Here is a 23,321-nt window from a genome sequence, read left to right as displayed (position 1 = left end):
GCGGGTCTGGGTTTTTCAGGCAATAGATCTGTCTTACATACTCATTACCGACCAGCGATTAACCACTGACGGCTATCGCCGTCGCTTCGCGTTTGCTCGCAAGCCAGTTAGCAGAAATGACAAACACCATCACCACCACACCGGCAATCTCAGTCATCAGACTGGGGTAAAACACACCAAAAATTCCCGCAGTAATAGCCAGACGAGGCAGCCAGGACATACTGGTAAACAAATACCCTTCCAAGGCTGCCGCAAAGGCACCCAATGCAAGAATGGCAATGATTGCGTTCCAAGCCACCAACAGTACGGGGCCGCCCATGATGATTTCTGGATTAAAAACCATAAACAGCGGAATCAAGTAAAGCCCCTTGGCAAACTTCCACGCCTGGAAGCTCGTTTCCATCGGTTTACTGCCCGCAATTGCCGCCCCGGCAAATCCTGCCAGGGCTATTGGCGGCGTTACGTTGGAGTCTTGGGAGTACCAGAACACCACCAAGTGCGCGACCAGCAGTGGCACACCGAACTCAGCCGTCAATGCAGGCCCGACAAGCACAATCAATACGATATAGCTGGCGGTTACCGGCAGCCCCATACCCAGAACCAGGCTGGCCAACAACACCATCACCAACGCTAGAACAAGGTTACCACCAGAGAAGGCCAGCATCATGGCGGAGAATTTCAGGCCTAAACCGGTCAGGCCAACCACCCCGACGATAATCCCGGCAACAGCGCACGCCATAGACACCGCCACCGCGTTGCGCGCACCTAGCTCCAGGCCTTCTACAAGCTTGGCCAAGCCGGCACGTATAATATCTTTGACGGCTGTAACGGTCACCGGTTGCCCCTGCCGGGGCGCCAGCACAAAAAACCACAGCGAGTAGCGCAACACGGCTACCGCCACTATTGTCACCACCGCATAGAAGCCCACCCGCATCGGCGACATACTCATCGCCAGTAGCCAAACCAGCATGGCCAGCGGAAGCAGAAAGTGCCAACCATCCCTCATTACCTGACGCATCTGCGGCAGTTCTTCTTTGGGCAGCCCTTGCATACCCTGCTTAAGAGCAATGATGTGCACAAACAGATAAACCGTGGCGAAATACATAATCGCCGGCAAAATACTAACCTTAACGATCTCCAGGTACGGCGTATTGGTGTACTCGGCGATCAAAAAGGCACCTGCGCCCATCAACGGCGGCATAATCTGCCCGCCGGTAGAGGCCGCGGCTTCGATACCACCTGCCTGTTTGGCCTGATAACCCAGCCGCTTCATTAGCGGAATGGTAAAGGCGCCCGTAGTGACCACGTTGGCAATGGCACTACCGGAAATAGACCCCATGCCCGCCGAGGCTAACACCGCCGCCTTGGCGGGCCCACCGCGCTGGCGGCCGGTGGCGGCGTAAGCCATATCGATAAAGAATTTACCGGCACCGGTGCACTCCAGAAAGGCTCCAAACAGTACAAAAATAAAGATAAAGGTCGCCGCCACGCCCAGCGGCAAGCCAAAGATACCTTCTTGCCCAAGATAAAGCTGGCCGGCAACACGATCAATGTTATAGCCGCGATGCTCCAGAATTCCCGGCATCCATTGGCCCAACCAAGGCAGCTCGCCTCGCGGGCCGGCAAACGCGTACACAATCGCCAGCAGGCCAATCACAGTCATTCCAAAACCCACTGCACGGCGACTGGCTTCCAGCACGGTCACCGTGGCAATACAGCCAACCAGAATGTCGGTATTGTTCCAAAAACCCGCACGGCTGAAAATCTCGTCCAGATTAAGCACCAGATAGCCGCCCGTCAGTAAGGCACCGGCTAAAAATAGCGCGTCCAGGCCCCATCCTATTACCCCGCGTTTACGGGTTGGGCCGAAGACTGGAAACATTAAAAATGCCAACACCATGATGAGTGCCAGGTGGATGCTGCGCTGATAAAAAAGCCCTAAGGGCTGAAGACCGGCGGAATAAAGCTGAAACAGGGAAAGACCCACCGCCACAAAGGTGATGGCCCATAACACCGTGCGAGGTTGAATCACATTTTCCCTCGGCATTGTGGTCGGCGGTTGTTTGGATTCGTTCATGAAGTCCTCGTCAGACGTTGTCTGGCTTACTTATAATTCACGCTGGGCGGTGCGGGTTTGATTAGCTGAACAGTAACGCGTTGTCCTGAAGCGAGGTCGCTCAGACTCACTTCTCGACGGTGATCGCCTGCCAGCCATACCACGCGGTGATTCACCGCATCAGCGCCCACACGCAAAACGTATCGATTATTGACCACTGGTTCGTCAATTTCATTGATCCAGTAGCCGCCTTCTCCGTCAGAGACTTGCTCACCCCGCCCTACCGTATGGCCTAAACCCGCCGCAAAATCGGGCTGGTGACTGCGCTCTAACTGCATCACACCGGCAACGTTTCGATAACAATCCAGCACGGCAAATTTTTGCACCGAGTGGTTCCACTCAATGCACCAGCGCATTCCCGGTAAAACAGCGATATCAACCAGCATTTCGCCTTGCTCAGTAACAACTTGAAGGCGGTCAGACGAAATCGCCGGAGCGGGAGATGCCCCGGCCCCGGCGAGCGGCAAACACATCAGCAACAAAGCAGTTCCGAAATGCTTGGCGAACGCAAAGCGTGACAGAACAGTGCCGCATTGCCTTTGTACAGCTAGTTCACCATTCACAGTTAAGGGCGCAGACGATCCGGGATAACAGCGCCAACTTCTTCGAAGTAACGAAGTGCACCCGGGTGCAGAGGCACCGGCGTGGAGTCCATAGTGAATTTCACGGTGGTGTCGTTCGCCGCGGGGTGAACGGCAATCAGCTCATCCGTATTTTCAAACAGCAATCGCGTCAACTGATAGGCTAACTCTTCGTCCATATCCGCATTAACAACGAGCACATTGGGAATGCCAATGGTCTGAACCGCTTCAGTCATACCGTCATACATGCCTGCTGCCAGCTCAAACGGCGCAAAAACCGCCACTTCTTTCTGTGCATTGGAGACTTCTTCGCCAGAGAGGCTAATCAGGCGGATATCGCGTGTTGCGGCAAGGTTAAGAATGGAGCTGGTCGGCGGGCCGACACTCCAGAAACCGGCGTCGATATCGCCATCACGAATCGCATCAGCCGTTTCATTGAAATTAAGACGCTGCGGCGCGAAATCGTCGTAGCTAATGCCATTCGCTTCCAGTAATGCCCGCACATTGAGCTCTGTGCCGCTGCCCGGTGCGCCCACTGACACCCTCTTACCTGCCAGATCCGCAATCGACTTAATATCCGATTCCGCCAGAGTCACCAACTGCACGGCATTGGGGTAAACCGAAGCCAGCGCGCGAATATTTTTGATCTGGCGATCTTCAAAGTTATCAGTGCCGGTATACGCTTGATAGACCGTATCTGCCAGTGCAAGCGCAAGATCCGCATCACCGCGCATGATCAGACCCATATTTTCAACCGACGCGCCGGTTACTTCAGCCGTCGCCTTGGCGCCTTCGATATGATTATTGATCATTTCGGCGAAGCCACCGCCGATAGGATAGTAAACGCCGCCGGTGCCGCCGGTAGCGATCGAGAGTTGTTGTGCGCTCAAGGGGAGCGCAACAGCCAGCATGGATACGGCAACTGCATATTTTAAAATTCGCATGAACGTTTCCTCCGCCCTATTGGACTTATAGTTATGATTGACGATAAAGAAGGTGTTAAATTCCCGGCTTCTGTTTGCCATCAACGGGTACGTAGAAGCAACGATTGAGAAACTAGCACGTCTTGGGTGCGAGTGTCTCCTGATGAAAAGTCACCTATCATTCAAAATGACCGCGCATTCGTGATCGCGATGGTGTCGGTAACTTCAAACTAACGGCACACAACCAAACAATAAAAGGACTCTGAGATGAAACTCGCGTGTACCCTTCCCCTGCTCATCGGTTCGCTAGCGGTGCTATCCGGCTGCACCACCACCAATACCAATACCAAGGCTAACGCCAGTCAAGCGGCGACCACCGAAAGCAGCCAAACGTTGGTTCAGCTTGGCCCCCGGCCTTACTACCTGATCAACGACATGGACGCCGGCACACTGAAAAGCACGCTGCAGGCTTGTGAAACAAAGCTGTTGGCACCGTCAGATTTCTCTATTGCCCACCGCGGTGCGCCCTTACAGTTTCCTGAACATACCCGCGAATCCTATGTAGCAGCCGCCAGAATGGGGGCCGGTATCATCGAGTGCGACGTCGCCTTTACCAAAGACCGGGAATTAGTCTGCCGTCACGCCCAGAATGATCTGCACACCACCACCAACATCGTGGCCGTGCCGGAGTTAAACGCCAAATGCACCCAGCCGTTTGTGCCCGCCGATTCGACCACCGGCATACAGGCCCAGGCCGAATGCCGCACTAGCGACATTACATTGGCTGAATTCAAGTCGCTCAGGGGGAAAATGGATGCATTTGACCCTGAAGCCACCACGCCAGAGGCGTATCTTGGCGGCACCGCCGATTGGCGTACCGACCTGTATTCAACTCGGGGCACACTGTTAAGCCATCGTGAAAGTATCGAACTGTTCAGGGAGCTGGGCGTCAAGTTCACCCCGGAACTGAAAACACCGGTGGTTGATATGCCTTTTGAAGGGGGCTATTCACAACAGGGCTATTCACAACAAGATTATGCCCGCCAGATGATCAATGAGTACATCGAGGCTGGAATCAGCCCCGAGGACGTATGGCCACAGTCCTTCCTGTTGGATGACGTTATCTTCTGGATCAATCAAATGCCCGAATTTGGTCGACAGGCCGTATTTCTGGATGAAAAACCGAACGAGCCGAATAACGTATCAATGGCGTACATGGAAGATTTAGCCCGGCAAGGGGTTCCCATTCTGGCACCAGCGCTCTGGAAAATGCTGACTTTAGATGACAACCAACAGATCGTACCGTCCGAGTACGCAATCAATGCCAAAGCTGCAGGCCTTAATCTGATTGCCTGGTCAGTAGAGCGCAGCGGGCCGCTCAATAACGGCGGTGGCTGGTACCATCAAAGCATCACCGATGCCATTAACAATGATGGTGACACCTTCACAGTGATTGATGTGCTGGCTCAGGATGTGGGTGTAATCGGGATTTTCTCGGACTGGCCTGCTACCACTACCTACTACGCCAACTGCATGGGGCTTTAAAAGCGGTTCTTTCAGTGAACTAAGGGGTACCCATCATTAGAGCTCTTGTACCTTAGCTCACTGTGTGGTGTTCAACTGAATCTGGTCACAACTTAAGAGACACGTTGACTGCTTCAGTTGAGCCAGATCTGGTTGGCAACAAGATTGTTACCAACTCAACCTGCTGATTCCCTTTAACGACGGTAAATTTACCCTGCGGTTTATCCCAACTTACACTAGGGAATTGACGCTTCAGCTGTTTCCCCTCTATCTGGAGCCACAACCATCACCGCGTATGCAGATTACCTGTTGGGCTCAGCATATTGAACGCAGGACTCTGCGGCGCAGCGATTTCCCGGAAGGCCGTAAAGCCTAAGATCCAAGCACGTTGGTGAGTCGCTTTGTGGCTGCGTCATTCAGCCAGCTGGACCACTCGTCGCTGTTGTTGCTCAGAAAGTAAACCGCAGCTTCTTCGGCGGAGGCGTTATTCTCATCCATCCAGGCCAGCAGAGCGCTCATGGTATTGGTCTTGAAGGTCATTTTGCTCAGCATCTCAACGACTTCCGGCTCGCGCTCACCGAAGCTGGTGGTGACCGCGGTCAGGATAGTGGCCGCAGGAAAATCGGAAACGCCGGGGTTGTCGGCATCCTGGGTCTGATTACGGGTATGAACGTCTGCCTTGTACTCGCCCAGGCTTACACGCGTCATGTCGTACTTGCCAAGTGGCACAGTCGGACCCCAGTAGTAACCAAACCAGGGCTCTTCGCTTTGGACAGCGGATGCCATGGAGGTCGCCAGGGTTTCACCAGAACCGTGGTCGAATATCTCGATACCTGAGGCTTCCAGGTCCAGAGCGCGGATCAGGTTGTCACTTTGGACACGGCAGCCCCAACCGCTCGGGCAGTTGTTAAAGAGGCTGTCTACCAAGTCCGGATTCGCCATAATGCCTTCAATGGTTTTCAATTCCGGGTGTTTTTCGGCCAGATACGTGGGAATCCACCAGCCTTCGATACCACCCGGGTCCAGTACTTCGGCCACGCGTTTGATCTTGCCTTGCTCTTCCAGTTGCAGGAGCGCCTCGCTGACAGCGTTCAGCCACAGCTCGGTTACAATATCCGGTTTGCCGTTTTCGGCGACCGATGTGACGGCAGGAACCGTGTCAGAAGGAATCACCGATACGTCACAGCCGTAACCCTGTTCCATAATGAATTCGGCGACGCGTGTTACGACAGTACTCGAGGCCCAGTTCATTTTGGTGATGGATACTTCACCGCATTCGGCGGAAGCGAGCGAGGGTGCAGACAGGGCGCACAAAAGCGCCACGGGCATTAATTTTCGCATGGTTGGTACTCCATTTTGGATTTGAACGTACGCGGCGCGGGGGCCGCTGAGGAGGTCCGGAAGACCTCCCGAGAGGTGAATACGCGCTATTGGCGCGTGTTCAAGGGAAAAGACAAGCGTTGAAACCTCGGTTACTACTTACCCTAACGGTAACGATTTGAGCAGGAGTTACAAGCAATTCATGATAAATGTCGCTGAAAAGTCTATATCAGGGCCGTATTTCTTGCCGGATTGAGCGGCCGTTGCAGCTTGACGCGTCCGCGTTTGCACGTCAGGCTTTTGAGCGTTTAACCACCGACCTATCGGGTCACAGGGGGCCCAATCCACGCCGAGTACATACGTTTATATCTGAGAAGGCGCTCCAACTGCGCTCGCGCTGCTGGCCACCGAATTCCTGTGTCGGAATCGAATCGGTCAAATCGATTTTGTATATTTTGATTTGTTTATTGCATGAAACGAATGGAACCCATCGAATTTTGGCTTAATTTGCCAGGCTGCGCTATATTCTATGCATGCGCATCGAATATAGGTTTTATGATGAAAATGACCGTGTCTAGCGTTGAGCAGGCTGGAATGCTTGTCCGGGCAGTGCGAAAAAGCCAATCCCTGAGGCAAGATGACCTGGCAGGAAGTGCCGGTGTCGGTCACGTCTTCGTGCGTGATGCCGAGCGAGGTAAGGAGACCATTGAATTCGGTCGTTTTCTACGCTTACTCGACGAGTTAGGAATCCGCGTGACGTTCGACATACCCGAGTCAGCTTTGCTGCAATACGAACAACTGAAAGCGACGGGAATGAAGCCACTCCCACCTCGCGAAAGAAAACGAGAAGCAGAGGATTCAAGCCCAATCTCATCGAGCCGTAAAACATGAGAAGCCTGGTGGTTTATCACAACGGAGCAACGGTAGGCCTCCTGTCTGAGCAAGAAAACATCTGGGAATTTTCATACGCTGACGACTGGTTGTCATTCGTGGATGGGTTCGATCTTTCTCCGGCACTATCTAGAGATGAAAAAACCATCAAAGATGGCTCATCAACGCGCCCCGTCCAGTGGTACTTTGACAACCTTCTGCCAGAAGAGACTTTGCGCCAGGTCGTCGCAAAAGAAGCAGGGCTGAAGTGGGAAGATTCCTTTGGTCTTTTGGAGTACTACGGCGCCGAGTCTGCCGGCGCTCTGGTTTTACTCGAACACGAATGTTCGTTAGATCTTCCAACTGGGCGCAGGAAGCTAACCAACAACCAGCTGAGTCAACGGATCGGAAATCTTTCCAGATCCTCTCTACAGAAAGACTCTCCAAAGCGGATGTCGCTGGCCGGCGCTCAACACAAGATGTTGATCGTTCTGGACGGGGACGAAATCTATGAGCCGGAAGCGGGCACGCCGTCCACACATATTCTGAAGCCCAATCATCCGGGGCCAGACTATCCAGCCTCGGTAATGAATGAATATTTTATTATGCGACTTGATCGGGAAATGAAGCTGGATGTCCCTGATGTCAGCATGCGTTATGTGCCCGAACCTGTGTACATCATTGAGCGGTTTGATCGGTGGTCCGATGTGGCGGGCGTGGTTCATCGCATTCATGTGATCGACACTTGCCAGCTCTTAAACAGAGACAGGACCTTCAAATACACCGGCGCAAATACAGAGTCCCTCAATAAAGCAATTTTGAAATGCCGAGGCAAAGCTGTTGCTCGTTTGGGATTATTCCGTTGGTTAATTTTTAATGTTCTGACGGGCAACGGTGACAATCATCTGAAGAACATATCGTTCATTGTTGATTGGGAAGGCATTCGTGTGGCCCCCGCTTATGATCTTTTGGCGACAGCTGTTTATGAGACGAGAGCCCTTGCCTCAGAAAATGCACGATGGCCGTCATCTGAACTGGCGCTTCAAATCAGTGACGATTCCAAGAGCTTCGGCGCAGTCACTTTCAAAGATCTGGTGAGTGCCGGTCTGGCACTGGGGTTGGCGAAGGGTACCGTGTCGCGGGAAATTACCCGTCAGCTTGATACCATCCTTCCAACTGCCCACAACCTTTATAAAAGAATTTGTGAGGAGCATGGGAGATTGGTTGAGAAGTCGCCCGATCCGGCCGAGGCCAAAAAGCATTGGGGCATCGAGCAGAAGCTGATTCTATCTATCCTGCATATTGTCCTAAACGACATGGAACAGAGCCTTCGCGCTAGTGCTGCGCTTGAAAACACATCTTCCACCTTACGTTGGCACAGATGACAACATCACTTACTCATTTGCAGCGGCTTGAAGCAGAAAGCATTCAGATTATGCGCGAAGTGGTCGCCGAAACTGAAAACCCGGTTATGCTGTATTCCGTGGGCAAAGACTCGGCGGTTATGCTGCACCTGGCGCGCAAAGCATTTGCGCCTTCGCCACCGCCGTTCCCGCTGATGCATATTGATACGCGCTGGAAGTTTCGGGCCATGTATGAATTCCGCGACAAGATGGCGGAACAAATGGGTATGGACCTGCTGGTGCACATCAACCCGGAAGGCATTGAAAAAGACATCAACCCGTTTGCCCACGGCTCGGCCATACATACCGATATCATGAAAACTGAGTGTCTAAAGCAGGCTCTGGATAAATACGGTTTTGATGCGGCCTTCGGCGGTGCCCGCCGCGATGAAGAAAAGTCCCGAGCCAAAGAGCGCATTTTTTCGTTCAGAACAGCGCAACACCGCTGGGATCCAAAAAACCAGCGCCCTATATGTACCACTTGGCCGTCATAAAGCTTTTCTAAAAGCCAAAAAAAAGACAGATCAGTTGGTAACTGATCTGTCTTTTCACTATATGGTAGCGGGAGCAGGATTCGAACCTACGACCTTCGGGTTATGAGCCCGACGAGCTACCAGACTGCTCCATCCCGCATCAAACTGGTATTGGTGAGGCGCTTTTCAAACTCGTCTCAATCAATGTGCGCGTATACTAATACCCGACTGATGGGTTGTCAACGCCTTATACAAAAAAATCGTCTTGTGCGTCGGGATTAAAGTCGCCGACGGTGTTCAGGGCTTCTCTAACCGGGCGAAATGAGCGGCGGTGTTGGGGTGTGGCGCCCAGGCGTGCCAGCGCTTCCATGTGAGCCGGAGTTGGGTAGCCTTTGTGTTGCGCCAGGCCGTAGCCCGGGTATTGCTGGTCTAACGCCTGTAATTCTCTGTCGCGGGTTACTTTCGCCAGAATCGATGCAGCGCTGATGGCGGCTATTCGCATATCGCCTTTCACCACAGCCGCGGCGGGCCAGCGCCAATCCGGGCAGCGATTACCATCTACCAGCACGTACTCGGGTTGCGGATTTAGACCCTCAACGGCGCGGGTCATGGCCACCATGGTGGCCTGGAAGATGTTCAGGCGATCAATCTCTTCGGCTTCGCAACGGCCAAGGCTCCAGGCGGTGGCTTTCTCGATGATTTCGTCGAACAGTTGGTTGCGCTTTTTCTCGCTGAGTTTTTTCGAATCTGCCAGGCCCACAATTGGTCGAGCCGGGTCTAGTATCACTGCTGCAGTAACCACCGCGCCGATCAGAGGCCCGCGCCCTACTTCATCCACACCGGCCAGAAGCACCCCCTGGTACTCACATACAAAAAGCGGTAAGGGAGTTTTAACGGCCATAAGCACCTGCCAGCAGCGCCGCAATGGCCGTGGCCGCCTGCTCATCAGCGTTCTGCCGCAGGGTCAGGTGAAGCTCGGTGAAGGCTTCAATCAGCTGCTCGCGCTCTGAGGTGTCTTCAAGCTGGCTGAGTACGGCTGCTCCCAAGGCTTCCGGCGTAGCGGCGTCTTGCAGCAGTTCTGGCACCAGTTCCTGGCGAGCGAGTAAGTTAGGTAAAGCGATGTGGGGTATCTGCACCATGCGCGACAGTATTTTGTAGCTGAAGTCACTAAGTCGGTAACCCACCACCATGGGCTTTTTCAGCAGCATGGCTTCCAGGGTCGCGGTGCCAGAAGCCAGTAAAACCACATCAGAGGCCGCCATGACTTCCCGGGAACGGCCTTTCACAATGGTCACCGGCAAGCTCAGCGCCAGAGCTTCAGTGATGCCACGAATCTGCTTTTCGCGCTCACGGTTGGCACAAGGGATTACCAGTTGCAAATCGGGAATGCGCTGCTGCAGCCAGCGCGCAGCCTCTAAAAAAAGTGTACCCAAACGCTCCACTTCTCCCCCACGGCTCCCTGGCAATATGGCCAGAACGGGCTTGGCGAGTTCCAGCCCCAAGTCTGCCCGTGCCTGGGCGGTATCTGGCCGCATGGGTATACGGTCTGCCAGAGGATGGCCAACAAAGGCCACAGGTATATTATGCTGGTGATAAATGTCGGTTTCGAACGGAAACAGGGTCAGCATTAAGTCGACGGATTTGGCGATCTTGAAGATGCGCTTTTTACGCCAGGCCCACACCGATGGGCTGACGTAATGCACCGCCGGTATGCCTGCCTCGCGGCAGCGGCGTTCTACCGCCAAAGTGAAATCCGGGGAATCGATACCGATGACCACTGCAGGAGGCGTAGTCAGGAAGAAATCCAGTAGGCGGCGGCGAATGCGCACCAGCTCACCAATACGGCCCAGCACTTCCACCAGACCCATCACGCTCAAGCGTTCCATGGGCACCAGGGACTGGAAGCCTTCGGCCATCATTTCTTCGCCGCCAATACCGGCAAAGCGGGCGTTGGGGTAGCGTTTGCGCAGGGAGCGAATCAATCCTGCACCTAGGATATCACCAGAGGCTTCACCGGCAATGATGCCAAAGGTGATGCAGGATTCGGGATTTTGCAATGTCAGCCTACCCGTTCAGCGAATGATGCCGCGATCGGCCCGGCGTAGCGATTCAATCAACGGTGTAATTTCTGGCACGTCGGCAAAGTCGGTTTCCAGCGCCTTGATGGCTTGCTCGGTGGTTAACCCCTGGCGATAAATCACCTTATAGGCTCTACGCAAACTGGCCAGGATGTCTTTACCAAAACCGCGACGTTTCAGGCCTTCCACATTCATGCCGTAGGGCTGCGCAGACTGGCCGCTGGCCATAACGTAAGCGGGTATGTCTTTCAGCACGATACTGCCGCCAGCCGCCATGCTGTGGGCGCCAATGTGGCAGAATTGATGCACCATGGTACCGCCACCCAGTATGGCGTAGTCGTCCAGGGTCACGTGGCCCGCCAGAGTAGTGCAGTTGGCCAAAATGATGTTATCCCCCAGCACGCAGTCGTGGGCAACATGCACATACGCCATCAGCAGGTTGTCGTTGCCGATGCGGGTTTCACCCTGGTCTTGCACGGTGCCGCGATGCACGGTGCAGTTTTCACGAATGGTGTTGTTGTCGCCAATCACCAGGCGGGTGGGCTCGCCAGCGTACTTTTTGTCTTGGCATTCTTCGCCAACACTGGAAAACTGGAAGATTCGATTATTGCGACCAATAACGGTCGGTCCTTTGATGACCACGTGGGACATGATTTCGGTGCCTTCCCCGATTTCAACACCCGGGCCTATGTAGCTCCAGGGGCCAACGGTCACGTTATCTGCAAGCTTGGCTGAGGCATCAACAATCGCCTGGGGATGCACTCCGGACCAATCACGTGGCGCCATCAAATTTCTCGCTCCGCGGTCAGGATTTCTGCGATACAGACCACTTCGTTATTAACCAGGGCGCGGCACTCGAATTTCCAGATGCCACGCTTGGTCGACATAACTTCAGACTCCATGCATAGCTGGTCGCCTGGCAGCACCGGGCGCTTGAAACGCACTTTGCTGGCACCCGCCAGATACTGAACCAGCCCATCAGTCGGTTTGCGGCCTACCGTGACAAAACCCAGAATACCGGACAACTGGGCCATGGCTTCTATAATCAACACGCCCGGCATAATCGGGTTGTCAGGAAAATGGCCTGCAAAATACTGCTCGTTAAACGAGATGTTTTTGTAGCCCTTGATGAACTTGCCGCTTTCAATGTTAGTTACCCGGTCCACCAGCAAAAACGGGTAGCGGTGAGGCAAGTATTCAAGAATTTCTTTAATATACATCATGTTGATCGGCCTCAGCCCTCTGATTTCTTTTCCAATTCTTTTAGCCGTCTGGCCATGGCGTCCAGCTGACGGAAACGCACTGCGTTTTTGCGCCATTGCCGGTTGGTTTCTGCGCTGGTTCCAGACGAATACACGCCAGGTTCGCTGATGTCACCGGTGACCAGTGTCATACCCGTGAGCTGCACGCCATCGCTGATGGTCAGATGTCCGGCTACGCCGGCCGCACCGCCGAATACGCAGTGGCTGCCAATGCGGGTGCTGCCGGAAATACCCACTTTAGCGGCCATCGCGCTGTGATCGCCTATGTGAACGTTATGGGCGATCTGAATCAGGTTATCGAGTTTTACGCCGTCGCCAATGACCGTATCGTCCAGCGCTCCGCGGTCAATGGTGGTGTTAGCGCCCACTTCTACATCATTACCCAGAACTACCCGGCCAATCTGTGCAATGCGGTGCCAAACACCCCGCTCGTTGGCAAAACCGAAGCCATCCGAACCAATCACCGCGCCGCTGAGAATGTGGCAACGCTGCCCTATAACCACGTCGTGCGCCAAGGTCACCCGGGGTCTCAGAAGGCTGTCGCGCCCAATACGGGTGCGGGCACCAATCACGCAGCCGTGGCCAACAACCACGCCTTCACCAATGTCTACATCCGCTTCAATGACTACTTGAGCACCAATACTGACCCCGACCCCTATGCTGGCGGAAGGATCAATCACCGCGCTGGGATGAACCCCTACAGGGGCTTTCGGCGTCGTATCAAACCAGTGGCTCAAACGGGCGTAGCCCAGATAGGGATTGTCCATCACTAGCGCGCTGCAGGTGGCCAACGCCGCAAATTCGGGCGAAACAATAATGGCACCAGCCTGGCTGGTGGCAACGTGTTTGCCGTAAGACGGGTTCGCCAGGAAGCTGATTTGCTCGGGGCCTGCGCGCTGCAAAGTGGCCAATCCGGTGATGCGCTGTTGCGGATCACCCCTCAGTTCTGCACCCAGCTCGCGGGCGATATCACCCAACAGATAAGACGATGCTGTCATCGTGGGCCTCCTGGCGCTACGCCGTTAAAGTATGGGTTCATAACAACCCGACTTAACGGTTCAGTTTCTCCAGGAGCTGCTCGGTCAAATTCAAATCAGGTTTCACGTAAACCACAGCTTCGCTCGGTAAAATCAGGTCAAGGTCGTTTTCGTCCAGCAGTTCTTTTACCGCGACATCCACCTGCGGGCGGGCCGCTTCAAGAAACGCCTGCTTGCGCTGTGACACGGTGGTATCCAGGCGTTGCTTCAAGGCATTGAACTGTTGCACGGTCTGTTGAAATTCGCCGGCCAGCTTATCCCGCTCACTGTCGTTCATCATGGCGCCGTCTTTTTGCAGGCGGTCCTGCATCGCCCGCGCCTTTTCCTGCGCTTCACGAACCGCCACTTCGTCGCCGGCGAAATCCTGCTGCAATTTTTCGCTAAAGGTTTTTGCGCTGCTTGAAGCAAACAAGGCCTGTCGCAGGTCTACCACACCAATACGAGTTTCAGCCATGGCGGGAAACGACAGTGCCATTATGGCCGCAGCCACAATCAGGGTTATGCGGGACATCGATTTTCTCCTTGTTGCAGTTTTGTGGTAAATCTTGTGTGAAAACACGCTAGAAAGTCTGGCCCAGTGAGAACTGGAACACTTGGGTATCGTCGCCGGGTTTGTCGTTCAACGGTTTGGCCAGGCTGAACGCCAAAGGACCCACCGCAGTAATCCACTGGAAGCCAATACCCGCAGAAAAGCGCACTTCACCCAATTCCGGACCAAAATCGCGGTCGGTATCAAATACCTGCCCACCATCAAGAAATATCGAGGTACGCATAGACCGGGTATCACCAGCAAAAGGCGTCGGCAGTATCAACTCTACGCCAGCCTCAGTCAGCAGGTTACCACCGAACGGATCGGGATCAGAAAAATCTCGGAGACCCCCATTGGACGTTCCGCGGGGCGTTTCGCGGGGCCCAAGCGAGTTGGCGCGGAAACCGCGAACCGAACCGAAACCACCGGAATAATAATGCTCGTAAAACGGCATGACCGTTCGATCGCCATAGCCGTCACCGTAACCGATTTCGGTGCGGGTGCGCAGAACCCAATTCTGGGAGTCAGTCAACGGGAAGTAGAAGTCGGTTTTGTGCCCAACCTTATAGAAGGTCAGATCACTACCCGGCACCGCGACGTCCAGCGACAACGACTGGCTATAGCCGTCCGAAGGAAGAATACCGCGGTTCAGGGTGCTTTGGCGCCAGCTGCCAAAAAGGAAAAAGTTATTGAAGGCGTCACCCTCTTCGTCAATAAAATCGCTCACTTCCTGGGCGCTGAAGATGCCTTCTTTCACTTTTGACAGGGTGTAACCGGCGCCGAAGTTCAAGCGCGTAATGTTATCAATGGGGTAGCCGAAGGTGACGCGCGTACCATACTCATCCAGCAAGTAAGATGAGATATCTTCTTCTTCGTAGTCCGTTTCACGGGCAAACACACTGAAACCGCGGCTGACACCGTCAACGGTGTAGTACGGATCGAGGTAAGACACGTTGGCGCTCTTGACAGAGTCGCTGAAGTTCACCCCAAACGATACTCGCTTACCGGTTCCGAAAAAGTTATTTTCAGACACGCTGGCGCCAAGGATAATGCCAGAATCCTGAGAGAAGCCAACAGAAGCGGACAGGCTGCCGGTGGGCTGCTCTTCAACGCTGTAGTTTACATCGACCAGATCATCTGTGCCGGGTACCGGCACGGTCTCCACATTCACGCCTTTAAAAAAGCCCAGGCGCTCAAGCTGGACTTTGGAGTATTCAATCCGGTCAGAAGAAGCAATGCCCCCTTCCATCTGGGTCATTTCCTGGCGCAGCACATCGTCGCGAGTGGACACGTTGCCAGAGAAATTTACCCGGCGCACGTAGGCGCGCTTGCCCGGCTCAACAAAGAAGGTCACCGCTGCAGTGCCGTCTTCGGACGTTTCAGGCACCGCGTTCACATCGGCAAACGCGTAACCTTCGCGACCCAGGCGGAATGACAAACTTTCGGAAATAGCGGTCATCTGGGCCCGTGAAAACACGTCACCCACTGTTACCGGGATCAGATCACGCAATTCCTGCTCCGGCACAATAAGGTTGCCCCGCAGGCGAATGTCAGACAGCGTGTACTGGCGGCCTTCGTTCAGTGCGATAACGATGAACACCTTTTGTTTGTCTGGCGATATGGACACTTGGCTGGACTCGACGTTGAAATCGAGGTAACCACGGTCCAGGTAAAAAGAGCGCAGGGTTTCCAGATCGCCACTCAAACGCTCACGGGCGTATTTATCAGAGTTAGTGAGGGAGTTCCACCAGCCAGTGCTTTGCAGCTCAAGCAAGTCTTTTAGCTCTTCATCGCTAAACTCCTGGTTGCCGACCAGATTAATGTGATGAATCGCGGCAACACTGCCCTCGTTGATATCCAGACTGACGTCAACACGGTTACTGGGTAGCTCATTGGCCGTTGCTTTCACACGGGCGTTGTACCGGCCCTGACCAATGTAAGAGCGCAGAATTTCCAGCTCTAGCCGTTCGAGTGTTGCACGGCGGAATACCTGGCCTTCTTCGAGGCCTGCGCCCGAAAGCGCGTCTGTAAGAATATCGGTTTCTATATTCTTGTTGCCGTCAATGTTGATAGCGCTGATCGACGGGCGCTCGCGCACAGTCAAAATCAGTGCACCGGAATCGCGGCTTGCCTGGATATCGGTGAACAGACCGGTGCCGAACAGCGATTTTATGGCCGCTGCCAGTTCGGTGCCGTCAACCTGTTCGCCAATATTGATCGGGAAGGAACCAAAAACCGTACCCGCAGATACGCGCTGAAGGCCTTCCACTTCAATGTCAGATACCGTGAATGTGTCCGCAAGCGCGGGCTTTATACCGAGTGTGGCCACTGTCAAGCCAACGGCTAAACCTAGAAGAGTAAGTCTCATTCAAATATTTCGCCTGGTTAATGCGCTAAGGAGCCGCAATTCTCACAACCGCATAAGGTCGTTGTAAAGAGCAAACACCATTAAAGTCAGTATCAAAGCCATACCAATTCTTAATCCAACGGCCTGTATTTGCTCAGACACCGGCTTACGACGGATCGCCTCGATTGTGTAGTACAAAATATGGCCCCCATCAAGTACCGGCACCGGCAGCAGATTCAGCACACCAAGGCTGACACTCAGGTAGGCCAGAAACCGCACAAAGTCTTCAAATCCGGAACTCACGCTGGCTTCGGCAACACGGGCAATGGTAATGGGCCCACTCAGATTGCTGGGCGACAACAATCCGGTCAGCATTTTTTTGATGGCCACCAGCGTCAAGCGAGTATCGGCCCAGGTTTCTTCAACCGCAATCGGAAATGCCGCCAGCGGGCCATAACTGATTTCGCGCAGGCTGCCTTCCGGCCATTCCGGCACCTGCACACCGGCCCCAATCAAGCCAATTATTTCACCATCGTCTGTAGTTTTTGCCGCTGGAACAATACTCAGCTCGCGCTCGGCGCCTTCGCGTTCAAAACGCAGCACCAGGCTTTGCTCTGGCGATTGTCGAACGCGCTCAACCAGGCCAAACCAGTTCTCAATCGGCTCGCCATCTACCGCGATTATTCGGTCGCCCGGTTGAAGTCCGGCAGCGCTGGCGCGGCCATCTGCGGAGATCATCCCCAACACCGGCGGTATAGCCGGGCGATCGGGCACAATACCAAATTCGCTGAGCGGATCGGGCGTATCGGTGCTCAGCTTCCATCCGCCCAGCTCGCCCTGAAATAAGCCCTGGCCCTGGCCGCTGATTACGGCGAAGGTCACTGTACCATGTTCGCCGGCACGCTCCAGCAGGCGCATGTTAACGCTGCGCCAAGAGCTGACACCGTGACCGTCAACTTCCGTCAATTCCATACCAGGCGCAAGGCCGACACGTTCGGCCACCGAGCCCGGTGCTACCGAGCCGATAATAGGCGCAACCGTGGTCACGCCGACCACCGCCAGCAGCCAATAGGCAGCAATGGCGAATATAAAGTTGGCCGCGGGTCCGGCCGCCGCTATGGCAATGCGCTGATACGGCGACTTCGAGGTAAACGCCTGATCGCTCAGCTCCGGCGGCACCGTCCCCTCACGGGCGTCCAGCATTTTTACATAGCCACCCAATGGAATCGCAGCCACAGCAAACTCAGTGCCGTGGCGGTCATACCAGGACCATATAGGTTTACCGAAACCGACCGAAAAGCGTAGGACCTTTACGCCAAAACGGCGGGCTACCCAGAAATGCCCGTATTCATGAATGGTCACCAGAATGCCCAGCGTTAACGCCAGCGAAAGAATGGTCTCAATGATCTGCATAGCGCCTCTTGGAATAATGACTGCCGCAGCGACAGCAAAAACACGACTCTGACTTCAGCATGCCAGCTCAGCCACCCGGGCGCTGGCAAACTGCCGCGCTTCAGAATCTTTGCTAAAAATAATGTCAAAACTGTCTGCCGGAACGGCAGCAACAGCGGCCAGGGTTTGGTCTATAATAACGGGGATGTCAGTAAAGCGAACCCTGCCCCGCAAAAAAGCTTCCACCGCGACCTCGTTGGCGGCGTTGAGCACTGCCGGTGCGGTACCACCCGTTTTAAAGGCTTCTGCGGCCAAGCGCAAACACGGAAAGCGCTCGGTATCCGGACGCTCGAAGTGAAATCGGCCAATCGCAAACAGGTCTAACGGTGCTACGCCAGCTTCGATACGCTCTGGCCAGGCCAGGCCGTTGGCTATCGGCGTGCGCATGTCCGGACTGCCCATCTGCGCCAGCACAGAGCCGTCAGCGTATTCCACCATAGAGTGGATGATACTCTCCGGATGAACGTGTACTTCAATTTTTTCCGGCGAGATATTGAACAACCAGCAAGCCTCGATCAGCTCCAGCCCCTTATTCATGAGGGTGGCAGAATCAACAGAAATTTTTCTACCCATGGACCAATTGGGGTGAGCACAGGCCTGGTCAGGCGTTACCTGTGCCATATCTGCGGCTGGCATTTCGCGGAAAGGCCCGCCCGAAGCGGTCAGCAAAATACGGGTAATCCCTGCGGCATCGGGCTGGCGAATACGGCCCGCCGGCATGCACTGGAAGATGGCGTTGTGCTCGGAGTCAATGGGCAGCAATTCCGCGCCCGACTCGTCCACAGCGTCCATGAACAGACGCCCGGACATGACTAGCGCTTCTTTGTTCGCCAGTAAAACCCGCTTCCCAGCGCGCACTGCGGCCAGAGTTGACGGCAAACCCGCCGCACCCACAATGGCCGCCATCACCGTATCAACCGCCGGGTTTGTCGCCGCTTCACTCAGACCAGCCTCACCGGCCAACACTTGAATATTCGGCAAGTCACGCAATGCTTCACGCAGCTTTTCAGCCGCCACCCCATCGGCCATTACGGCAATGGCCGGTTCAAACTCGCGGCATAAAGCCGCCATCGACTCAACACTTGAACAGGCCGTCAGAGCGTACACTGAAAAACGCTGAGGGTGACGACGCACCACATCCAGCGTACTCAAACCAATAGAGCCGGTGGCTCCCAGCACAGATAGGTAGCGGCGTTGCATCAAGATAAGGGCCCAACATTTAGCCAACCAAGTTGAATAACGAGCAGAGTAAATATCGGTATGGCCGCGGTCAGACTGTCTATACGGTCCATAATACCGCCGTGCCCAGGCAGCAGCCGACTGCTGTCTTTAATGCCGCGAAAGCGCTTAAACATGCTCTCGAACAAGTCGCCAAGCACCGACACCGCGGCGGTAACCACGGAAATAATAATCAGGGCAACGGTTTGCCCAGCCCCGGCGCCAAGTGTCTGGCCAACCACCAATGAAAAAACCGCAACCGCCGTCAAACCGCCCCACACGCCGGCCCAGGACTTACCCGGACTGACCCGCGGCGCTAGCTTGGCCTTGCCAAATTTCCGACCAGAAAAATAAGCGCCGATATCGGCTACCCACACCAGCGCAAACACATACAGAATCAACAACAGGTTGTTATCGGTCAGCGCAAATTTGAACTCTCCGCTGCGCAAATAATTCAAACCAACCCAGGCGGGCACCAACACCAACAAGCCCATGGCCGCTCGTGCCGGAACCGAGCCCCAACGGGCAGAACCTTTTGGATAATAAGCCACCAGCCCAAAGCCGGCCAGCCACCAAAACAACGCTAACCAGAGCACACCCTGCGCTGTTATCGCGTATAAAGCCGCCAATACCAGCAATACAGCCGCGCTGTAGCAAACACGGGTGGGCTGCGTTGTCAGCCCCGCCATATTGGCCCATTCCCAGGCTCCCAAAGCAATCAATGCGGCGGTAAAAATTGCAAAACCCACAGGCGGCAGGAAAAAAACGCCACCAATAGCAATGGGCGCCAGAATCAGCGCAGTAATTATCCGGGTTTTAAGCACAGTGAACCTGCTCTTGTTGTGTTATCAGAGCGACGATCGGGCCGCGACCTGGTCATCCGTCTGGCCAAAACGTCTTTGCCTTGCGGCATAAGCGGCCAACGCTTCCTGCATCTGCGGTTGCTTGAAGTCCGGCCAAAACACCGGCGAGAAATAAAATTCCGTGTACGCCAGGTGCCACAACATAAAATTGCTGATGCGCTGTTCGCCGGCGGTACGAATCATCAGGTCTGGCATGGGCAAATCACCCAGGCTCAGGTGGCTTTGAATCAGGTCTTCGGTAATGTCCGATGGCAGCAACTGGCCGCTAGCGACTTTTGCAGCAATTTTTCGGGTGGCTTCGGTAATGTCCCACTGGCCGCCGTAATTGGCGGCGATCACCAGGGTCATCGCCGTGTTGTTGGCGGTGAGTGTTTCGGCTTTCGCCATCAAGTCTTGTAACAGGGGGCTGAAAGCCGAGCGTTCACCAATCAGGCGAAGGCAAATATTGTTGCGATGCAGTTTGCGCACTTCGCGCTCCAGTGCGAACACAAACAGCTTCATCAATGCAGAGACTTCGTCTTGTGGGCGGCGCCAGTTTTCACTGGAAAACGCAAACAGGGTAACTACCTTTACACCCTCGCGGGCACAGGTTTCTACCACAGCACGAACGGCATCCACACCGGCCTTGTGACCGGCCACGCCTTTAAGGCGCCGGGCCTTGGCCCAACGATTGTTACCGTCCATGATAACGGCAACATGTTTCGGCCGGCTTGGTGCCGATTCCGGAATTGCTGCGGAAACAGTTGCGGTCATAACATCCCCTGTGCGGCCGCCGCGCCTTATGGCAGCCGTGAGTGTTGTATGCTCAAAATGCCGGCATCAAACCGCCATTAAATCCTCTTCTTTGGCTTTCAGTAACTTTTCCACTTCCGCAATAAAGCGATCGGTCAGCTTTTGCACTTCTTCTTCGCCGCGGCGCTCGTCGTCTTCGCTGATGTCTTTATCCTTTAACAGCTCTTTCAGCGTGCTGTTGGCATCGCGACGTGCGTTGCGCACTGAAACCCGGCCGTGTTCGGCATCAGCTCGAGCCTGCTTTACCATGTTTCTGCGGGTTTCTTCGGTCAGCATCGGCATAGGCAACCGAATCAGGTCACCGCTGGTAGACGGGTTTAGTCCCAGGTCGGAGGTCATGATGGCCTTTTCAATCAGCGGAACCAGATTTTTTTCCCAAGGTGACACCGTCAATGTGCGGTTGTCTTCCACATTCACCGAGGCCACCTGCTTCAGCGGCGTTTCCTGGCCGTAGTAATTCACCATCACGCTGTCCAGAATGGAAGGGTGCGCACGGCCGGTTCGGATTTTGTTAAACGCTGACGTCAGAGCTTCAATACTCTTGGTCATTTTGGTTTCAGCTTCCGTTTTGATCTCGTTAATCACTTGCCTATCCTCGATTTGTTCGTAAAACCGGACCCTGCCGGATTATTCAACCCACTATCCAATCGATCAGTCAATCGGTTATTCAATCGGTTATTCAATCGGTTATTCAATAATAGTACCGACTTTTTCGCCCGTCACGATGCGGGTCAGAACCCCGGGGCTATTCATATCAAATACCCGCAGCGGCATGCCGTGGTCGCGGGCCAGGCAGATGGCCGTCAGGTCCATCACGCCCAGTTTTTTATCCAGTACTTCATCATAGGTCAGGGAATCGTATTTTACCGCTGTGCTGTCCAGGTAGGGATCGGCTGAATACACGCCGTCTACCTTGGTGCCCTTAAGTACCGCGTCGGCTTCAATTTCGATACCGCGCAGACAGGCCGCAGAATCGGTGGTAAAAAAGGGGTTACCGGTACCCGCACAGAAAATAACCACGTCGCCGTCTTTCAGATCGCGCACGGCGCTGCGGCGATCGTAATGTTCCACAATACCACTCATGGGAATGGCAGACATCACACGGGTGCGGATGTTGGAACGCTCCAGAGCGTCACGCATGGCCAGGCCGTTCATTACGGTGGCCAGCATGCCCATATGGTCGCCGCTAACGCGGTCCATGCCGGCCGCGCTCAGGGCTTCGCCGCGGAACAGGTTACCGCCACCAATCACCAGGCCAACCTGCACACCAATACCGATCAGCGCACCAATTTCCAGCGCCATGCGGTCCAGAACTTTGGGGTCAATACCAAAACCAAGATCACCCATCAGGGCCTCACCGCTGAGCTTTAGCAGGATACGCTTGTATCTGGGCTGAGTTTTGGACGTTGTCGACATGCGGATCCCCTTCTGGTCTATTGGCTGCGGCGCAAAGCGGCGGCGCGATGCGGCAGGCTTGTATTTGACATAACCCTCGGCAAAAAAGGGGCATCTCAGATACAAGCCCGCCACGAGAGCCGGAAAACCGGCTAACGTGGCAGACTTGAACGAAGCCGCCGATCAATCAGGCAGCTTCAGAAGCTGAAATCAGCCTTTGTTGATACCGGATGCAGCAGCAACCTCGGCAGCAAAGTCGACTTCTTCCCGCTCGATGCCTTCGCCTACTTCAACGCGAAGGAAACCAATCAGCTCGCCACCGGCCGCTGCAACCAGCTGGCCCACGGTTTGCTCCGGGTTTTTAACGAACGGCTGTTCGATCAGGCTGTTTTCAGCCAAGTATTTCTTGATGCGACCGCCCATCATTTTTTCAACGATTTCAGCCGGCTTGCCTGCCATATCCGGCTGCGCCTTGATGATCGCCTTTTCTTGCTCCAGCTCTTCAGCCGGCATATCTTCAGGCTTGGCGATGCGCGGGTTTACCGCAGCAACGTGCATGGCGATATCACGGGCCAGCTCTGCGTCACCTGCGGTCAAAGCAACCACGGCAGCAATCTTGTTGGTGCTGTGAACGTAGCCGCCCACAACCGCGCCTTCAATGCGCACAACACGACGTACGCTGATGTTCTCGCCGATTTTCTGGACCAGCGCTTCACGCTTGGCTTCCAGATCGCCCGCCATCAACAGAGCAACGTCGGTTTCGTTCTTGGCGAACGCAACGTCTAGCACCTCGTTGGCAAAGTTGATGAAGTTATCATCACGAGCAACAAAATCGGTTTCGGAGTTCACTTCCAGAATCAGGCCCACGGTGTGGTCGTCTGAAATCTTGATCAGTGAAACGCCTTCAGCGGCGGTACGGCCGGCTTTTTTAGCAGCCTTCAGGCCAGATGATTTGCGCAGCTCTTCAATCGCGGCGTCTACACTGCCTTCCGATTCAACCAAAGCTTTTTTGCATTCCATCATGCCAAGGCCGGTGCGCTCACGCAGCTCTTTGACCATTGCAGCGGTAATAGCAGCCATGTTGGGTCCTCTTAATATTTCCGAATTCGGTAGGAAAACCTGCCCGGAACCTGTCCGG

At 54.6% G+C, this 23,321-nt stretch carries 21 protein-coding genes, 1 tRNA gene and 1 pseudogene; 4 read left to right on the top strand and 19 right to left on the bottom strand.

Annotated elements, in window-relative coordinates; genetic code table 11:
* Nucleotides 1-58: 58 nt before the first annotated feature.
* The 3 genes from ATG98_RS14725 to ATG98_RS14715 all read right to left on the bottom strand — a co-directional run bounded on the left by ATG98_RS14725 (nt 59) and on the right by ATG98_RS14715 (nt 3,641).
* Nucleotides 59-2,077, bottom strand: coding sequence for a TRAP transporter permease (locus ATG98_RS14725; protein WP_098423688.1), 2,019 nt, complete (start codon nt 2,075-2,077; stop codon nt 59-61).
* Nucleotides 2,078-2,103: 26 nt separating this feature from the next.
* Nucleotides 2,104-2,502, bottom strand: a complete 399-nt coding sequence (locus tag ATG98_RS14720) for a DUF1850 domain-containing protein (protein ID WP_228706154.1) — start codon at nt 2,500-2,502, stop codon at nt 2,104-2,106.
* A gap of 179 nt (nt 2,503-2,681) precedes the next feature.
* Complete coding sequence (locus ATG98_RS14715) at nt 2,682-3,641, bottom strand: TAXI family TRAP transporter solute-binding subunit (protein WP_098423686.1); 960 nt, start codon at nt 3,639-3,641, stop codon at nt 2,682-2,684.
* A 246-nt stretch (nt 3,642-3,887) separates the two neighbouring features.
* Between ATG98_RS14715 and ATG98_RS14710 the strand changes: the two genes are divergently transcribed.
* A complete protein-coding gene (locus ATG98_RS14710) occupies nt 3,888-5,165 on the top strand; it encodes a glycerophosphodiester phosphodiesterase family protein (RefSeq protein ID WP_098423684.1) in 1,278 nt (425 codons plus the stop codon).
* Nucleotides 5,166-5,516: 351 nt separating this feature from the next.
* Here the strand turns inward: ATG98_RS14710 and ATG98_RS14705 are convergent, their stop codons facing one another.
* Nucleotides 5,517-6,485, bottom strand: a complete 969-nt coding sequence (locus tag ATG98_RS14705) for an ABC transporter substrate-binding protein (RefSeq protein WP_098417898.1) — start codon at nt 6,483-6,485, stop codon at nt 5,517-5,519.
* Between the two features lie 459 nt (nt 6,486-6,944).
* Here ATG98_RS14705 and ATG98_RS14700 point away from each other — a divergent pair, with 459 nt between their 5' ends.
* The 3 genes and pseudogenes from ATG98_RS14700 to cysD form a co-directional block, all read left to right on the top strand.
* Entirely contained in the window at nt 6,945-7,355 is a 411-nt protein-coding gene (locus ATG98_RS14700; protein WP_228706153.1) for a transcriptional regulator, read from the top strand.
* Entirely contained in the window at nt 7,352-8,719 is a 1,368-nt protein-coding gene (locus tag ATG98_RS14695; protein WP_098423682.1) for a HipA domain-containing protein, read from the top strand. Before ATG98_RS14700 ends, ATG98_RS14695 begins: the two co-directional genes overlap by 4 nt.
* Nucleotides 8,716-9,207: pseudogene (cysD, locus tag ATG98_RS14690) on the top strand (sulfate adenylyltransferase subunit CysD); the annotation flags it as partial. The gene ATG98_RS14695 and the pseudogene cysD, both read left to right, overlap by 4 nt.
* 86 nt (nt 9,208-9,293) lie before the next feature.
* Here cysD and ATG98_RS14685 read toward each other — a convergent pair.
* The 15 genes from ATG98_RS14685 to tsf form a co-directional block, all read right to left on the bottom strand.
* A tRNA-Met gene (locus ATG98_RS14685) sits at nt 9,294-9,370 on the bottom strand.
* An 87-nt stretch (nt 9,371-9,457) separates the two neighbouring features.
* Complete coding sequence (gene rnhB / locus ATG98_RS14680; RefSeq protein ID WP_098423681.1) at nt 9,458-10,111, bottom strand: ribonuclease HII; 654 nt, start codon at nt 10,109-10,111, stop codon at nt 9,458-9,460.
* A complete protein-coding gene (gene lpxB / locus ATG98_RS14675) occupies nt 10,101-11,267 on the bottom strand; it encodes a lipid-A-disaccharide synthase (RefSeq protein WP_098423679.1) in 1,167 nt (388 codons plus the stop codon). The genes rnhB and lpxB overlap by 11 nt, the downstream gene beginning before the upstream one ends.
* A 15-nt stretch (nt 11,268-11,282) precedes the next feature.
* On the bottom strand, nt 11,283-12,074 hold the full coding sequence (lpxA, locus tag ATG98_RS14670) for an acyl-ACP--UDP-N-acetylglucosamine O-acyltransferase (RefSeq protein WP_098417895.1): 792 nt from the start codon (nt 12,072-12,074) through the stop codon (nt 11,283-11,285).
* Nucleotides 12,074-12,511, bottom strand: coding sequence for a 3-hydroxyacyl-ACP dehydratase FabZ (gene fabZ / locus ATG98_RS14665; protein ID WP_098417894.1), 438 nt, complete (start codon nt 12,509-12,511; stop codon nt 12,074-12,076). The genes lpxA and fabZ overlap by 1 nt, the downstream gene beginning before the upstream one ends.
* An 11-nt stretch (nt 12,512-12,522) precedes the next feature.
* Nucleotides 12,523-13,548, bottom strand: a complete 1,026-nt coding sequence (lpxD, locus tag ATG98_RS14660) for a UDP-3-O-(3-hydroxymyristoyl)glucosamine N-acyltransferase (protein WP_098423677.1) — start codon at nt 13,546-13,548, stop codon at nt 12,523-12,525.
* Between the two features lie 52 nt (nt 13,549-13,600).
* On the bottom strand, nt 13,601-14,098 hold the full coding sequence (locus ATG98_RS14655) for an OmpH family outer membrane protein (protein WP_098423675.1): 498 nt from the start codon (nt 14,096-14,098) through the stop codon (nt 13,601-13,603).
* Between the two features lie 49 nt (nt 14,099-14,147).
* A complete protein-coding gene (gene bamA / locus ATG98_RS14650) occupies nt 14,148-16,484 on the bottom strand; it encodes an outer membrane protein assembly factor BamA (RefSeq protein WP_098423673.1) in 2,337 nt (778 codons plus the stop codon).
* Between the two features lie 42 nt (nt 16,485-16,526).
* Nucleotides 16,527-17,876: an RIP metalloprotease RseP gene (rseP, locus tag ATG98_RS14645; RefSeq protein ID WP_098423671.1), complete on the bottom strand. Its 1,350-nt coding sequence runs from the start codon at nt 17,874-17,876 to the stop codon at nt 16,527-16,529.
* A gap of 54 nt (nt 17,877-17,930) precedes the next feature.
* Complete coding sequence (ispC, locus tag ATG98_RS14640; RefSeq protein WP_098417889.1) at nt 17,931-19,115, bottom strand: 1-deoxy-D-xylulose-5-phosphate reductoisomerase; 1,185 nt, start codon at nt 19,113-19,115, stop codon at nt 17,931-17,933.
* Complete coding sequence (locus ATG98_RS14635; protein ID WP_098417888.1) at nt 19,115-19,957, bottom strand: phosphatidate cytidylyltransferase; 843 nt, start codon at nt 19,955-19,957, stop codon at nt 19,115-19,117. The genes ispC and ATG98_RS14635 overlap by 1 nt, the downstream gene beginning before the upstream one ends.
* Before the next feature lie 24 nt (nt 19,958-19,981).
* Nucleotides 19,982-20,749, bottom strand: coding sequence for a polyprenyl diphosphate synthase (gene uppS, locus ATG98_RS14630; RefSeq protein WP_098417887.1), 768 nt, complete (start codon nt 20,747-20,749; stop codon nt 19,982-19,984).
* A 66-nt stretch (nt 20,750-20,815) separates the two neighbouring features.
* Nucleotides 20,816-21,373, bottom strand: coding sequence for a ribosome recycling factor (gene frr / locus ATG98_RS14625; protein ID WP_098423669.1), 558 nt, complete (start codon nt 21,371-21,373; stop codon nt 20,816-20,818).
* Between the two features lie 102 nt (nt 21,374-21,475).
* Nucleotides 21,476-22,204 (bottom strand): UMP kinase, encoded by a 729-nt coding sequence (gene pyrH / locus ATG98_RS14620; protein WP_098423667.1) that lies wholly within the window; start codon nt 22,202-22,204, stop codon nt 21,476-21,478.
* Between the two features lie 189 nt (nt 22,205-22,393).
* The gene (gene tsf / locus ATG98_RS14615) at nt 22,394-23,263 is read right to left on the bottom strand and encodes a translation elongation factor Ts (protein ID WP_098423665.1); all 870 of its coding nucleotides are present in this window, start codon (nt 23,261-23,263) and stop codon (nt 22,394-22,396) included.
* Between the last annotated feature and the right edge of the window lie 58 nt (nt 23,264-23,321).

The sequence above is a fragment of the Marinobacter sp. LV10R520-4 genome, from assembly GCF_002563815.1.
GTDB lineage: Bacteria > Pseudomonadota > Gammaproteobacteria > Pseudomonadales > Oleiphilaceae > Marinobacter.
Note: the sequence above shows the minus strand (reverse complement) of the source record. Positions and strands in the feature narration are given on the sequence as shown.